The 15,339-nt window shown below is 32.8% G+C and carries 11 protein-coding genes; 2 read left to right on the top strand and 9 right to left on the bottom strand.

Annotated features, from left to right (window positions below; all coding sequences use genetic code 11):
* Nucleotides 1-148 precede the first annotated feature (148 nt).
* From AC5P2S_RS09665 to AC5P2S_RS09650, 4 genes are read right to left on the bottom strand one after another with little or no spacing between them, the layout of a single operon-like run.
* On the bottom strand, nucleotides 149-1,435 hold the full coding sequence (locus AC5P2S_RS09665) for an alginate export family protein (protein ID WP_002978676.1): 1,287 nt from the start codon (nucleotides 1,433-1,435) through the stop codon (nucleotides 149-151).
* Between the two features lie 7 nt (nucleotides 1,436-1,442).
* Nucleotides 1,443-1,907 carry a hypothetical protein gene (locus tag AC5P2S_RS09660; RefSeq protein ID WP_002978677.1) on the bottom strand — a complete coding sequence of 155 codons (465 nt, stop codon included), beginning with the start codon at nucleotides 1,905-1,907 and terminating at the stop codon, nucleotides 1,443-1,445.
* Between the two features lie 39 nt (nucleotides 1,908-1,946).
* Complete coding sequence (locus tag AC5P2S_RS09655; protein ID WP_494554774.1) at nucleotides 1,947-3,278, bottom strand: MFS transporter; 1,332 nt, start codon at nucleotides 3,276-3,278, stop codon at nucleotides 1,947-1,949.
* A gap of 29 nt (nucleotides 3,279-3,307) precedes the next feature.
* Complete coding sequence (locus AC5P2S_RS09650) at nucleotides 3,308-4,795, bottom strand: MFS transporter (protein WP_138402057.1); 1,488 nt, start codon at nucleotides 4,793-4,795, stop codon at nucleotides 3,308-3,310.
* A 292-nt stretch (nucleotides 4,796-5,087) separates the two neighbouring features.
* Between AC5P2S_RS09650 and AC5P2S_RS09645 the strand changes: the two genes are divergently transcribed.
* Nucleotides 5,088-5,660, top strand: a complete 573-nt coding sequence (locus AC5P2S_RS09645; protein WP_494554773.1) for an SMODS-associated NUDIX domain-containing protein — start codon at nucleotides 5,088-5,090, stop codon at nucleotides 5,658-5,660.
* A gap of 549 nt (nucleotides 5,661-6,209) precedes the next feature.
* Here the strand turns inward: AC5P2S_RS09645 and AC5P2S_RS09640 are convergent.
* From AC5P2S_RS09640 to AC5P2S_RS09625, 4 genes are all read right to left on the bottom strand, one after another.
* Nucleotides 6,210-6,392, bottom strand: coding sequence for a hypothetical protein (locus AC5P2S_RS09640; RefSeq protein ID WP_002978681.1), 183 nt, complete (start codon nucleotides 6,390-6,392; stop codon nucleotides 6,210-6,212).
* Complete coding sequence (locus AC5P2S_RS09635) at nucleotides 6,379-7,866, bottom strand: recombinase family protein (protein WP_494554772.1); 1,488 nt, start codon at nucleotides 7,864-7,866, stop codon at nucleotides 6,379-6,381. Before AC5P2S_RS09635 ends, AC5P2S_RS09640 begins: the two co-directional genes overlap by 14 nt.
* A 340-nt stretch (nucleotides 7,867-8,206) precedes the next feature.
* A complete protein-coding gene (locus AC5P2S_RS09630; RefSeq protein ID WP_002978683.1) occupies nucleotides 8,207-9,892 on the bottom strand; it encodes a UvrD-helicase domain-containing protein in 1,686 nt (561 codons plus the stop codon).
* Nucleotides 9,883-11,961 (bottom strand): ATP-dependent nuclease, encoded by a 2,079-nt coding sequence (locus tag AC5P2S_RS09625; protein WP_002978684.1) that lies wholly within the window; start codon nucleotides 11,959-11,961, stop codon nucleotides 9,883-9,885. The genes AC5P2S_RS09630 and AC5P2S_RS09625 overlap by 10 nt, the downstream gene beginning before the upstream one ends.
* 325 nt (nucleotides 11,962-12,286) lie before the next feature.
* Here AC5P2S_RS09625 and AC5P2S_RS09620 point away from each other — a divergent pair, with 325 nt between their 5' ends.
* Nucleotides 12,287-14,593 (top strand): AAA family ATPase, encoded by a 2,307-nt coding sequence (locus tag AC5P2S_RS09620; RefSeq protein ID WP_002978685.1) that lies wholly within the window; start codon nucleotides 12,287-12,289, stop codon nucleotides 14,591-14,593.
* Nucleotides 14,594-14,766: 173 nt separating this feature from the next.
* On the opposite strand, the gene AC5P2S_RS09615 is transcribed toward AC5P2S_RS09620, so the two are convergent.
* Nucleotides 14,767-15,048: a hypothetical protein gene (locus tag AC5P2S_RS09615; RefSeq protein WP_002978687.1), complete on the bottom strand. Its 282-nt coding sequence runs from the start codon at nucleotides 15,046-15,048 to the stop codon at nucleotides 14,767-14,769.
* Nucleotides 15,049-15,339 lie beyond the last annotated feature (291 nt).

Raw genomic sequence — 15,339 nt, 5'->3', positions numbered from 1 at the left:
ACATTATTTTAATTCCGCATATAATTTCGATGTTAAGAATGTGATGGTAAATTTATATACGGATCTTAAATCGATACACTAGATAACAAAAAAATCCACCAAAACTTTTGGTCGATTTTTTTGTTGAAAGAAAGGAATGTAATAAAGGTTATTTCAGCCTGAAATTCGGTGCAATCTTCAAACCGATCCAAGTCCAGGTTTGTAAGTTTTTTGGTTCCGGAACATTTTTAAGAAACTTCATACTTTCTCCTGAAAACATAAACGAATGTCCTAGATTAGCTGTGATGACTTTCCCAACTTTTTGCGTGAAAACCAAATCTAATTCGGTTCCTAAATAATTGGAATATTTTTCTCCCAAATTATTTAAGCCCAATTTTCCATTGGATGTAAATGCGTGAAAATCGGCTTGAAGATTAGAATTTGAGTTAAATTTATAAGTAGATTTCAGATAATAATCGTTCAAGCCAAAACTGTTGAAATGATTTGTCCCGAAATAAAAATAATCCATAAAACCATTATAAAGATGATTAGTTCCGTACAGAGGACTGAAAGATCTATTCTTGCCGGCTTCCGTATCAAAACTTCTTCCGGAAAGCCATTCTGTTCCCAAAACCACGTTAAATTTCGGTATGATGATGAAGTCTGAATTTACAGAAAATTGATAAGCAGATTTACTTTGAGCGGCTGTATTTTTTCCGGTTTGATAATAAGCAGAACCAAAAAAACCGAAATTTTCAAAATATTTTTTTGAGTTAATTCCTACGGTCAACATATCGTAATGTGTACCAGACGGGTTTTGTAAAACCTGGTTCAAAGCGATTGCGGAGAACTGTAACTTGTTTTTTCCTGTGTATTGGTAATGGATGATTTGTAGAGATTTTGTGATTTCTCCGGCTTCTGTAATATTATAAACTTCTTTGTCGGGAAGGTCATTCGCGTCATTGTCGTCATTATTGTAAGTAATAACGGTTTCTAATTTTGAACTCGGAGTTAATTTGAAAATACCTTTTAAAGCATCAAAACTTCGTCCCTGCATTGCCCAATCCAATGCCCCAATTAATCGTTCGTTGTCGTAAGAAAGAATTTGCCGTCCCAATTTTAAGGCAAATCGTTCTGAAAATTGATAATTGGCCCAAGCCTCATTCAGAATAAAATTCTGATTTTTACTTGCAGTAGAAGAGGATTCACCCCAAGTTCTTACGTCTTGTGCAGAAATGTAAACTTCCAGATTTTTATAGTAATAATTAATTCCGAAACGAGCTCTTGATACAACCGTCGTTTCTGCTGATTTTCCTTTTGGGATTAGCGTTCTTGCTCCGTTATCCAGTTCGGCTCTTGTTCTGAGGTCAATGTTCATTTTCAGGCTGTCGACTTGTGCATTTGTGATTCCAAAAGCAAAGACCAGAAAGCTGATGGCGATTTTAGTTTTATACATCTTCTTATTATTCGGTGGTTATTTTATAGGTTTTATGACAAGCAACACAGTTGTTGAGCAATTGATTGAGCTTTTCCTGAGTTAGTTGGCGGTCGTATTTCTTTTTTGCCATTTTTGCCATCACATCAAAAAGTTCGTGAGTTTGAAAGCCCATTTGTTTAAATTCAAACGGTAAAGATTTTACAAGACCTTGTGGCACCGCATCCACTTTGCAGGTTCCGGATTGTTGTCCGACTTTTGCAATGATTTCAGGATCATTTTTAGCAATTCCTTCGTTGATCTTTTGGACGCTTTCCAGAAAACCTCTCATTTCTGCCATAACAAACTCCCGGTTTTCTTTTGCCATTTTGATTTCATATCTTCCCTCTTTTTCAGCAATTACCTTTTCACCCTTGTAAAAAAATTGATAGATCAATCCCGCATTCAGAGCGATAGATATCAACAGTAAAACTGAAGTTATTTTCTTTTGCATTACAATTTTTTAAATTAATAAACGAGCTTAAAGGAAATACTAGCAAGGTCTTTCACATCCTTTTTTTGTATAGAAATGCCAGTTGACGGCGGTTGCACAAACACATCCTACCACCAAAAACCAAAAGAATAATCTGGAATCTCCAGTCAATGCTCTGGATTGTGTGATCAAAATATTAAATACGAAAGGACCAAATGCAGCCACTGCTGCTGTCCAGCCGATAACACCTGCTGCTTTTCTCGGTGATTCTGAAAAAATAACTGGAAACTGTTTGAAAGTCGCTGCATTACCTATACCTGTGAAGAAAAATATGGCTAATACTATGAGAAGAAATCCCTGAAATTGATCCGGTGAAGTTGGGGTCAGGTAACCGCCAAGAATCAATCTGGAAATTAAAATTATCAATGATATTCCTGTAAAATGGGTCAGATATGCTCCACCGATCTTGTCCGCAACTTTTCCAAAAATAACTCTGGATGCTGAACCGATAAGGGGACCGTAGAAAGCGAACTGCAAAGGGTCAATGCTTTTATCCAAAGGCGTGTAAAGATTTTTTATCATCAGGGGGAAGGCCGCAGAAAATCCTGCAAAAATTCCGAAGGTCATTATGTAGGTCATCGTACAATACAAGGTGTGACGGTCTTTGAAAATATCCAGCTGCTCTTTGAAAGAAGCTTTTACGTGAATACTTTTTAATGAAAACCAAGCCCAAATTCCAACGATCAATAAAGGAATCACATAGATAAATGCAGTATTTTCCAGGTAGATCGTTTTTCCGGTTTCCACGATGATTTCACCGCCGCCTAAAAATGAGAACAGTGTAAGACTCATAATCAAAGGAGAGAGTAGCTGTACCAGACTTACCCCAAAATTACCGACACCTGCCTGGATTCCGAGTGCTGTTCCTACCTCCTTTTTAGGGAAAAATAATGAAGTAGACGGCATGAAGGATGAAAAATCTCCACCTCCAATCCCTAATAAGAATCCTATCAGCATAAAATAAGTGAATGATGTTTGGGGATTCATCACAGCAAATCCTAACATTAAAAGAGGAATTATTTTGATCAGTGAACTGATTGAAATAACTTTTCTTGTTCCGTATATGGGAATTAGAAATGTATTGACGATTCTTAGAATACCACCCGCCAGTCCGGGCATAGCGGCCATCCAGAAGAGCTGGTCATCTGTGAATTGAAAACCGATGTGCGGAAGTTTGATAACGATAACACTGTAAAGAAACCAGGTTGCGAAAGAGAAAGTAAGTGCAGCTGTGGTGATGGCCAAAGTTTTCCAAGCTATCTTTTTCCCACTGCGTTTCCAAAATTCTTCATTTGACGGATCGTAGTCCGTTAACCAATTTGACTCGTTCATATTGTAGTAATTTATTCTTTTAGTTTATTTTAATCTTTGTTGTTGTTGACGTGCTCAATTCTGTCTTTAAGATGCGGTGCAGCATTGTTTGTCATTTTTTTAATAACCTGATTCATCCAGAACAATGAGATAGCGGAAATGAGAAATACGAAAATCCATGAACTGGTCCATAACCCTGAAAAATCTAATAAATATCCAAAAAGGATAGGACCAATAAATCCGCCTAGACCACCAATTAATCCAACCATTCCGCCGACAACACCGACTTCATTCGGAAAATATTCAGGGATATGTTTATAAACTGCTGCTTTACCGATTCCCCACATAATGCCGATGAGAATCACCAAGATTGAGAAAACCCAGATGTGTGCTTCAAATTTGATCAATGTGACACCTTGTGCCAAAAGCTGCTTTTTCTGTACGCGCTCGTTTTGTTTTACTAAAATTTCCTGCCATGAAAAGGATTCGGGTAATACTGAAGTTTGTTGGGGAATCTCTGGTTTTGCACTAATAGCAAATTCGGCATTATCAAGAATGATCTTTTCATTTCCAAAACTTTTTACGATTCCTGTTTTTTTTGCTGTGATGCCTTTTCCGGGAGTTAGAATCTCCATTTTCGGAAGCATCAGAAGTCCGCTTAAAATCAGTGAAGAGTATAAGACCCAGTACATCACTTTTCTAGCACCGAATATATCTGAAAGATAACCGCCAAAAGCGCGGATAACGCCACTGGGTAAGCTGAAGGCTGATGCCAAAAGTCCTCCTAAAACCAATGAGGTTTTGTAGACACTCACATAGTAAGGCATCAACCACTGAGAGAAAGCGACAAATAAGCCGAATACTAAAAAATAATAAAGACCAAATCGCCAGACTCTCATGTTCGAGAGAGGTTCGAGAAGTTGTTTTGTAGACTTGTTTTGTGCGGTAACTTTCTTATTTTTCACAAAGAGTAGAAAGATGCATCCTATGATGACCAATGTAATTCCATAGAGTATGGGAAGCATTCTCCATCCATTCTCTGGGTCTTCGGCAGATAGATAATTAAGTAGAGTGGGGGCAAAAAATGTGGTTAAGGCAGCGCCTGAATTTCCCATCCCAAATATTCCCAAGGCACGTCCCTGCCATTCTTTTGGATACCAAGCTGATGTAAAGGCAATTCCTACGGCAAAACCTGTCCCAATCATTCCGAATAAGGCACTTAGCAGAAAGTAGATCCAATAGGAATCTGCAAAATAGAGTAGGAACAATGGAACACTGCAAAGAAGTAGTAGGGTTGAAAATACAGGTTTTCCACCGTATTTATCAGTTAAAATTCCCAAGGGTAATCTCATAATGGAGCCCGTAAGAATGGGAATTCCGAGCAGCCAGCCAGTTTCGACGACTGACCAATTGAAAATATTATTATCTACGAGATAAGTTACGAGAACTCCGTTCAATGTCCAGCAAGCAAAACAAATGGTAAAAGCCAGTGTATTTAATACTAGAATTTTGTGAGCGGAAGATAAATTTGCATCCATTGATTGTCTTTTTTTAGATGTTTATTATTTCTTCAGCAAAGATATTATAAATAAGACATTTTTGTCTTATTTTGATTTTTTTTTCTATTTTTGTGTCATAAATCATACTGCTCGTTATCCTACAGGAAGCTGATACAGGATTTTGTTTATTGTGTGTAATGTCTCCATTAAAACTTTAAATATGATGCAAATCGTCGGAATCAAAATCATACTATATGTACATGATCAAAAAAGAAGCACAGAATTCTATACTGCCTTATTTCGAAGGAAGCCTCATATTAATGTTCCGGGGATGACAGAATTTATCCTATCTGATCACTGCAAATTAGGATTGATGCCCAATGATGGTATTGTAAAAATTCTGAAGGATTTTATGCCTCATCCTGATAGGGGAAATGGTATTCCACGCTGTGAGCTATACCTGCGAACAAATGGTGTAACTGCCGAGTATGATAACGCTTTACAGATTGAAGCAAAGCTCATCAGTGTTGTTAAAAGTCAGAACTGGGGAGATGATGTCTGTTCGCCTTGGAGAGAATTTTGTGAAGAATTAATTGCAACAGAAATTTTAAACTGGCGGCCTTTTAGATACATCGACTATAGATTTAAGAAAAAAAGTCAATCACCTATAATTGATTTGGATATGGGAGGTAAAGGTCTTTTTATTTATGAAGTTTTTGATTTAGTAATTAATGATGACCAAATGCCATTACTTAAAGATTTAAAGAATAAAACATCTGAAAATTACATCTGGGTTACGGATGAAGTTATTCAAACACTAGGTGATGAGAGGGGTTCGAAATCTTTTCCACATGAAATTGGACCACATACAAAGTATGCACAAAACTTAAAATGGAGTAAATAAAACATCAACTACCATTTACATAGAAAAACCTTTAAATACTTTTATTTAAAGATTTTTCTATGTAACTCTTTTTTTTAACAATTATTGCCGATTTTTATTGAGTATTAAATCGGAACTTTTTATCTATTATTTTTTTAAGTTGGTATCTTCTTTTAGGTAATTATAAATTTATAAAATTGCTAATTAATGTATTTGCAAACAAGTATTATAATGAACTAAAACTTTCATCTAATAATTCTTTATATTTCAATCTGATATGTAATAACCAGAAATGGAATTGTATTTCGTAGATAATATTTTAAGAGATGATTAATGATGAGAGTTTAGCAAGTTTATTCAAATCTTCTACAAAAGTGTTCGGAAAATCAACCGCTGAGTCACTTAAGGAGACAACTATTTATTAGTTATCTCCTTTTTTTATCCGTAAATGCTTAGTTATCAAATTTTTAAAATTTGACCTTTTGTGTTCGATGTTTTAAACGTAAAATACTTAGTCTGTTTGAAATAAACAGTCTGAAAGTGCCACAATAGGCTTGTAATCTACAATCATTAAGATTTCGAATTCTCCTTAAGGTTAGAGCTTTTTTTCTCTTTTGAATTATTGTAGGTTTTTGCTACTAAATATAGCAATTCTAATATATCCTTAGCTTCTTTCTCATTTACCTGAACACCATTCTTGGCCAGAATAATAATCGCTTGTTCTACTGAAACAGTTCTATCAATGAAATTCATTTTTCCTATTGTTTTTTCGATTACTTTTTTTTGACAATATTTTTGAAAATGCTGGCTTAAATTCTAATGAAAGGTCTCCAGTTTTATAATCAATATCAATAGGAGGAATAAGATTCACAAGATGCTTTTTATCTGAAGTATCAAACTCGACAAATTTTTGGAAAATCTCACGAAATGTCTTATTTTCCATTTGATTCATTTTATCGATTACTCTTAAATTAAGAGTAATGTCACGCTCTTCTTTCTTCAGATTTTTTGTGTTGATTTGACTTTCTTGTTTTAATTCATTATAATCATCGATCTTTAATATTCCTGCTATAAATAATTTCCTTCCTCGAGAAAGCGTTAATTTTTCCTCTTTTATCTTTCTGTCTACTAATTGTTGAGCATACAAATAATTCGCTTTCTGAGTCTTTATATTCTGATTTTCCAAAATATTCTTAAACAACTCCATCGTGTTATCTGCTAGTATTAATTCTTGAAGTTTATTTTGATAACTGTCATTAAGTAAAACTGCACCAATTCTAATTTTGCAACGATTGTCGCAATGGTAATAGGGATATCTATTCTGCTTACCTTTTGAAAAACTTCCGGTAAGTTTTCGACCACAAACAGGACAAGTCAAAAAGCCTCGAAGAAAAAACATTTCTTTTAAATCATCTCTTTTAGCTGTCATTTTTCTTTTTGTATTAATGACAGATTGAACTTGATCAAATAATGCCTCAGATATTAATGGTTCATGTAATCCCTTTATCATCTGTCTTTCATTAGAATTAAGTTTAACTGATATGATTCCACAATAAATTGGATTGCGCAAAATCCGGAAAAAGTATGATCGTGAGCATATCAATCCTTTCTCATTAGCTATTTTACTGATTTCAGATATTTTGTGATGATTTTGAACAGCTTGACTGAAAGCCCATTTTATAATTTCAGCTTCCGGTTCTTTAGGTACAATAGCTTTTTTACCATCAATTAAAGTTACGTTGATAAATCCTATGGGAGCTTTATTTGGATATCTACCCATTAACTTAGCTCGACGAATACCATTAGAAGTATTTTGAGCTCTTCGAGTATTTTCTGCCTCTGGAACGGCTAAATATACAGCCAACATAACAGTACTTTCAGGCACGGAGAAATCAATAGGTTGATCGATAGCCATTGCGGTTGTCTTATACTTCCGAAGCTTTCCAATCATTTCGTAAGCATATTCGACATTGCGACTAAATCGATCCCATTTAATAAATAATATATTTTTATCTTCTGATGACTTCTTTTTAATTTTGGAGAATAATTCTTTCCACTCTGGACGATTGAAATTTTTAGCAGAATAGTCTTCACGATAAATTCCTTTAACTTCGATATTGTTGTATTTACAATATTTCAATAATCTGTCTTCCTGCTCCGGTAGGGAGTAACCTTTTCTTTTTTGTTCGTCAGTACTTACTCTGACGTATAAGTAAGCTGTTTTCATAAATGTGACGTAATTAACACCTAATTTAAAAACATTTAAGTTAGGTTTTTATACGAAATATATGCTTCAGACCAAATAATGAAACTGACAAGAATATCTTTAAATTACGGTTACTATATATTTTAATGTACCAGATTTATTTTTACACTAAAAAGAACAATTTTATTTCTCTATGGATAGTATAATTTTAAAAACAAGTAGTATTTTATATATCTAACTTTGGTATATTATTGCCTTAATTTGCCTACTGATTTTAATGTCATTGGGCTAGCTTAGCTCTTCGAATAAATATGAATTATATGCTAAATGTTAAAAAAAATCGCATCTTTTAGAATATCGATTAAAATCTTTGAATATTTACCATATCTTTTATGATGTCTTCAACATTAACATCAAGTGTTGGAACTGAAATAAAAAGTTGATCTTTAGCACGACTTGCTCCAACATAATAAATTCTATGTTCTTCCTGCGTATAATTGTATAAATCTGGTTCATACATAAATTTTAAATCTTTTTCTTCTTTTAAAATTAATAGAACGTTATCAAATTCATCTCCTTTTGCCTTATGGACTGTTCTGTGATAGCTTAAATCTTCAGATATATTTACACACAAGTAGACGCTTTGGAATGTGTTGTTTTCATAAAAAATCTTTCCTTTTCCTTTTGTTGCTTTTGGAATACTATCGTTAATATTCAGTCTGATAAATTCTGAGAATTCAAGCATAGAAAGATCTTTATAGTCATTGAATTTTGCCATTAAGATCGTTAAGTAATGTAAAGCTTTCTTTTTTCCTTCTAACCTATTACGTCTATAATTTATTACGTTTTCTAAAACTTTTATGGCTTCTTTAAATTTAGATTGTTGCCCGAGAGCAACAGCAGTAATACACGCTGTTATTAGATCAGCCCTTTTTTTAGTCGAGTCTTCTAACTTGATTTTCCGTAAAAGCTTATCGTCCATTCCAGAGCCGTTTATTTCTGATTTCATAGCATTGGAAGTGATATTATTTCTAGATAATGTATATACATACCCATCAGGACAAGAGGTTTTAGCTCTTCTCAGAGCTTCGACCATATCACCCACGTAAAGTACTGGTTTTGATATAGAAACCGTTCTATGATAATCTTGAGGAAGATCTTGCCTGATAATATTTAGGAAATCAATGATTTCATTAGTGCTTCTGCGATTAAATTTTAAAAAATAATGCTCCATTTCAGGTAATGTAAACCCATCGAAAAGTGCAGGTGTTGCACCTTGAAATGCATATATGGATTGCGCTACATCACCGATGATTCCAATTGTAGAACCAGTTGATAACTTTTCGATTATGTTTACCTGTATAGGGTTGCTATCCTGAAATTCATCAATAAATACGTAAGGGAACTTCTTATTGATTATTTTAATAACAAAAGGAAACTTTTTGATAATCTGATAGGCAAAAAACAATACATCATCATGATGAAGTATACCCCTTTGCCAAGTCATTTTTTTGTAATCAAAATATGAGCTGTTTTTAATAGGATAACCCCCAAATCTGAAAGGATAATCTGTTCTGACAATCAATTCATCGTCTACTAGTAACCATCTGAGTCTTTCAAAGGCGTAAGTAATTAAATTATCATCGGTAATTCTTTTTTGACCGGTTAATGCCTTCCACTCCTGCAAAAATGAGTAATCAGAAACTATAATATCTGTATGACCATCTAGCGAGCTGACATCAAAATCATATTCTTCAGCAATGAATGATAGATAAGGTTTAATTATATGGGAATAAAAGAAACTGTGAATTGTCAATACTTCAACCTGAGTTGCCGAGCTTCCAAGCCTTGTTAAAACTGTTTCAGCTGCAATATTGGTATATGTAATGCAAAGAATCTTCTTTGCGCCGGAAATTAGTGTGGAATTTCTTGTAACATTTTTAATGTGCTCAACCAGCCAGTGCGTTTTACCAGCACCAGGTCCAGCCTTAACTTTAAAATGTTTATTAATCTCTATTAAGGAATCTGATGATATTTCTACTGGCATAACTTTTCTATTGCATCTTTAATATATTGAGGAACATTGAACTCTACATATTCTTCAGTACCTTTTTTTAATAAATTATCCTTTAGCACAACTGCCAATTCTAAAGCATTTTCGCCTTTACCAATGGAATTAAGATATCTTGCTGCAATTATCGATCTTTTCTTACCATCTAAATCAAGCGAGGTGTTGAGAGTAATGCCGGAAATTATTCTCTCATTCTCATCACTTTCACGTAGGATTTCAAAGAAATTTTCAAGTGTTGAATCTTCGTGATCGTACAAATCCATTAGACGTTCTAGCTCATTTCTATTTTTCATAGAATCCGTTAGAATTAGTTTTAATGATGGATTTGAAAATGCTATTTCATATTCCAATGTTTTTCCTAACTCCGAATCTTGAGAATATACTGTAATGTTCGGGTGAGTCTCCCGCTGATATTCGTTGCTAAAAGAATTTTGCTGGTAATCGAAGGTTTCAGCTTCACTATTATATTCAAATGGATAACACTTCTGAAAATTTGATCTTTCTACTGTTCTGTTTTTTCTTTCAGGATCCTTGTCAGTCATACATACGACAGGTTTTGATATTGAGAAATCTTTTTCAGAATCGAATAAATAAAGAAAATGTTTAAAATATCTTCCTCCAACATTAATGACACTTACATGATGGTCTTCTAAAGATTTATCTTCGTAACCTGCGAATACCGTCGCAAGGATTTGTTCGGCAAGTCCTTCAACAAATAGTACCTTTTGACTAAAAAGCATATCTGACTTACTTGCATCCAAAAATCTCTCAACATACTTCTTGCTATGATCTAAAGGTTGACCTTCCGCATTAACAAATGTTTTTCCGGGATATGCCACAATAGTTTCTCCTTCATTATTGTGCAGGCAAATAATTTCATCTAGCCCAACGGCGGATGTTATATGTGTTGAATGTGTTGTGACAAAGATTTGTCTTACTTTTCTTTTAGTTTTATTTTCATCGAGAAATTTTAAAAACTTGAATTGCATTGCCGGATGTAGATGAGCTTCTGGCTCTTCGATAGCCAGCATTGAAAATATTTTTGCATTGCTATCCAAATAATTAACGTCATTATTGACCTGCATTTTTGCTAAAAGAAGAGACATGTAAATTAAATTGTTGTAACCAAGACCATTGCGTGTTGCAGGAATTTTTATTCCTGTCTCATATTCTACAATTAACTTTAGAACACTATACAACTCTGTCTCTGATATTACTCCTTCAAAATCTGGAACAGCATTGTTAAATGACGCTCCCGTATCTTTTGCATAAGATAATATTTCTTCCTTTCCTGATGCAATTCTCCTGTGTAACAAACCTACTAATTCTTCAGCTTTTTCAGAAAACTCAATTTTTCTTTCTTTAATATCCATATGTTTCTCAGGTGCTGTTTTTGTTGGATGGATTTTGATATCATAATCCATGAAAAAATCAAAAACATCTCGCAGCAAAGTATTTCGCCCCGTCAGCATATCTCTCTCGACGTCCCTTATAGCATCTAAAAATTGAAAATCAAATTTTTGTAATGAGTCTACGTCTGCTGTGGATTGATTGACAACATTTCCTCCCCAAATCTTTACTACATAAAGTCTTAGGAAATCATGCTTAATCGTATTCCAAATATTTTTATTTTGGTTTTCATTCTCAGGAATTTCCCTAACTAAGGTTTGGTAATTCTCGACATGCTTTTCGGGAAGAAAGAATTCATATGTTAATTTTGCTTCGTAATCTTCCTCTAATCTGGTTAGCCAAGTTGAAACGGTTACTAAGTCATCCTCCGTTTCATAAGATCCTTTTTTGATTGTTATTTCAATGCTTACTTTTGGAGGAGAAGTCAATAAATGTGCGGTCGGAATAAGTTTGTAAAAGTCGTCAATATTAAGACGTTTTGACTTTGAATTATCCATAACTAAGGAAAGAGCGGAAACCAAATTTGATTTTCCGGCATTGTTATGACCTATTACTACATTGATGCCGTCATTAAAATCGACTGTAGTATTTTCAAAATTCCTGAAATTGGTAATTTTAATCTGAGATATGTACATGCTTAGTTAAGTTGAAATGTAAAAAAGTAAAATTATTAAATTTTATATACTTAATTTAAAGTCTTGAATAAGCTTTGCTAATTTATTTAATTTCCCTACTGAATTATTACGGTTTTCCATAATTTATAGAAAAAAAAGTTTTTAAATTTACAGCACTTTTTAGATGTTTAGACAAAATATAAAACAGCAAATTAAAAATTTGTAATAATTATTAAGTCACATTTTTTAAGTGAATTTTTAATTAGCTATTTTCATCGTTGATCATGCAGTTAAGACTCAGGGAAAGTCTTTTACTTTAAAAAGAAATTATAATAAAAAACTAATAATGAGATTAATAGACGTTCTTGGTCTTAAAAACTTTAGAATATTTGATGATGTAGAAGGATTTCAGGAGGAAATGTCTTCTATAAACATACTAACTGGAGCAAATAATTCAGGCAAAAGCTCAATTATTAAATTCCTTCAGCTTTTAAGAGATAGTATTAAAGAAGGGCAATCAGTGTTTGATCTTGATTTGAGTTTACAAGAACATTTATTAGGAGATTTTGACAATGTTTTGCACAATAGTAAGAATAATAGAATGCAAATTTCTCTTCCTTTTACATTTTTAGGATTGACTAATTTGTTTGTTTCATTATCTTTTGATGTACAATCTAATCAAAAATATAAAGCAAAATTAAGAGAAATCAAGGTACTTGATAATGAAGATGAATCACTTTTGTTTTCTTTTGCATATAAAAAAGCTACTGACAATGATTTAGCGATAGATGATATTGAGTACAAAAAAGAAAAAGAAGAAAACGAAAAAAAATTCGAAGCTTATAAGAAAAATTCTGAAGATGTTATTTTTTCACAATATGTACCAATTCTACCTTATAACCAGCTTCAAGGATTTGTCGAATGGACTATTAACTTTGGAAAGCTTAAGAAAGAATTAAAAAACGTATACAGATTCTATAAAATTTATGAAGATAATGACAATAGTGTAGAGTGGTTGGAGGATATGGATGGTATCGCATCTAAAGAACATGTTCCATTTGTTCCGTCCGTACTCATTAAATCCTTTAAAGACAATATTAATCTAAGTTCTTGGACTATATTTGTTGATGGATTGCAAGATAATATTGTTAGTGATAGGGCAGTAATCAGAGAGAGTGATTTTGAAGTAGATGATTTTACTCCACCTCCAACAGTAGAAGAAATTCTTTATCTGGCTTCTGTTAATATCATCAAGCAGAAAGTATTTTGGATAGAAACAGATAAAAATAATCTTCAATATAATGTAATTGAAAATTGTTTTAAAAGTGCTTGGGATCTTTTGCAGCAAAGGATTTTAACGGTTAACTATCTTTCAGCGGTAAAAGAAAAGAATGCTAGAGTTTATTCTGCATCTAGTAACTCTCCATTTATAAATTTACTTAAAGATTACCATGCATTTGAATCAAGTTTTCCTTTCATGGAAAAGTATTTAAAAAAATTCGAAATAGGATTAAATATTAGCATTGATTTTCAGGTAAAGCTTCAATTAATCTCTATTTCAGTTACTAATTTTGATGGAAGTCATCGTGAGCTAGTTGATTTTGGGTATGGTATTAAACAATTGATTTTGATATTAATTCAAATTTGTGTGCAGGCAAAACGAAATAGAAGGGAAAAAGAGGTTCCTGATAATGAATATGGTTATCATATGGAGATTTATTATCTTCCAAGTTTGCTTCTTATCGAAGAACCGGAAGCTAATCTGCACCCTAAGTGGCAGTCACTTCTTGCAGAAATGTTTTTAGAGGCCAATGACAAATTTAATATCCAATTAATAATCGAAACTCACAGTGAATATCTTATTCGTAATTTTCAGAATTTAGTAGCTGCAAAGAAGCTTAAAGGCAAAAGAGTAAAATTATTTTATCTTAGGAATAAAGCGAAGTCTAATACTAATATCGAACAAATGTCATCTTTAAGTATCTCTGATGACGGCAGTATCGATTATAATGTATTTGATAGTGGTTTTTTTGATGAAACAACCAGTTTAGAACATAGTCTCCTGAATATTCAATTTGTTAATGATTTTAATAATTTGAAAGAAAAAAGTGTCCAAGATGATGAAAGAATCAATGATCTTGAATTGCGAATTGATGAGTATGTTAATAAGTTAGATATCTCGGTTTATGAGGGAATTATTTCTAACAATTTTGATATCCATAAATTAAATAGTACCACTGTTAAATACCTATCTTCTGCTGAACTTTTGCTTGCTACGACAGATTTAAATAGTGATTTCTCGCCTGTTATTATCCAGTATGGAAGAGCAATCGAGAATGAGCTGCAGATTTTGTTTTCTCCACTGAGAATACCCGGCTTGACATTGGCAAAAATGCAGGGTTCGCTAGAAAAATTTAAATCAGGTAGAACACGTCGTGTGAGTTGCAATCCTTCTGAACTTAATAATTTGAGACAACATTTATCTACAATATTTAATAATGCAAATAATTTAAAAATTAATCTGCTTGAGCGCTTAAGAATTCAGAGGAATTCTGCGGCTCACCCTGGACAGACAAAATCTAAACAAGAAGCAGAGAATTATATTTTGATTGCAAATGAATTTTTAATAAGATGGATTTTAGAAAAAATATAATTTTTCTAAAAAAATTCATTCATTTAATTTTAACTTCTTCAAAAGCTTTAACAATATGTTTATTTCTGGGATTATTGTAGGATGGATTTTCTTGAATATATCTGTAATCCTGATGTAATGTAGGAATTGCAACACCTGATCGCATTATAGCATTTCTGGTTTGATAAGGAAGTTTAAAAAAATGCAATGGCTGATTTCAATTCATTTTCAGATATTTCTTTTCTCATATTTGTTGCACTACAACCATTTCCTTTGTGGACAAATTTAACTGTGATATAATCGAAAAGAATCAGATCTTTAGTATTTATCCTAAATGCTCGTTTAGCTTTTTCAGGGTCATAGCCATTTTCTTTTATTTGCTTAAAGTGCAGCGGGAATTTCTTATCAGTGATGTCTACGAATCCATTATTTAGTAAAATCTGAGCAAGTTCTTCGGATGCGTAATAGTTTTTCATTATAATTTATGTTTCTAAATGATGCTTTATAAAAAAATATTGCTTTATTTAAAATTAAGTAAAATTTGGAAAATGACAAGCTATTTTGTTCTTAAAATAACTAAACGATAAGGTATACAGTTTTAAGTTGATTATTCTTTATGATAAACTCAAGAGTAATTCCTTGGCTCGTCTTACCTTTAAATTCATAAACATTAATCTATACTGTATTTGTTTAAGCAAGATAACATCCATTGGTTAACTTTTGCAAGCCCAGAAAAACGTGAAAAAACTTGTGGGTATCCAATTATG

The organism is Epilithonimonas sp. 33E (assembly GCF_059372615.1).
This window is presented reverse-complemented; position numbering and strand designations above follow the sequence as displayed.

Bases quoted from the DNA above. Each gene is read 5' to 3' on its own strand.
- AC5P2S_RS09650 (WP_138402057.1), bottom strand. From the start codon at position 4,795: ATGGATGCAAATTTATCTTCCGCTCACAAAATTCTAGTATTAAATACA.
- AC5P2S_RS09625 (WP_002978684.1), bottom strand. From the start codon at position 11,961: ATGTACATATCTCAGATTAAAATTACCAATTTCAGGAATTTTGAAAAT.
- AC5P2S_RS09655 (WP_494554774.1), bottom strand. From the start codon at position 3,278: ATGAACGAGTCAAATTGGTTAACGGACTACGATCCGTCAAATGAAGAA.
- AC5P2S_RS09660 (WP_002978677.1), bottom strand. From the start codon at position 1,907: ATGCAAAAGAAAATAACTTCAGTTTTACTGTTGATATCTATCGCTCTG.
- AC5P2S_RS09635 (WP_494554772.1), bottom strand. From the start codon at position 7,866: ATGAAAACAGCTTACTTATACGTCAGAGTAAGTACTGACGAACAAAAA.
- AC5P2S_RS09665 (WP_002978676.1), bottom strand. From the start codon at position 1,435: ATGTATAAAACTAAAATCGCCATCAGCTTTCTGGTCTTTGCTTTTGGA.
- AC5P2S_RS09620 (WP_002978685.1), top strand. From the start codon at position 12,287: ATGAGATTAATAGACGTTCTTGGTCTTAAAAACTTTAGAATATTTGAT.
- AC5P2S_RS09640 (WP_002978681.1), bottom strand. From the start codon at position 6,392: ATGAATTTCATTGATAGAACTGTTTCAGTAGAACAAGCGATTATTATT.
- AC5P2S_RS09615 (WP_002978687.1), bottom strand. From the start codon at position 15,048: ATGAAAAACTATTACGCATCCGAAGAACTTGCTCAGATTTTACTAAAT.
- AC5P2S_RS09645 (WP_494554773.1), top strand. From the start codon at position 5,088: ATGACAGAATTTATCCTATCTGATCACTGCAAATTAGGATTGATGCCC.
- AC5P2S_RS09630 (WP_002978683.1), bottom strand. From the start codon at position 9,892: ATGCCAGTAGAAATATCATCAGATTCCTTAATAGAGATTAATAAACAT.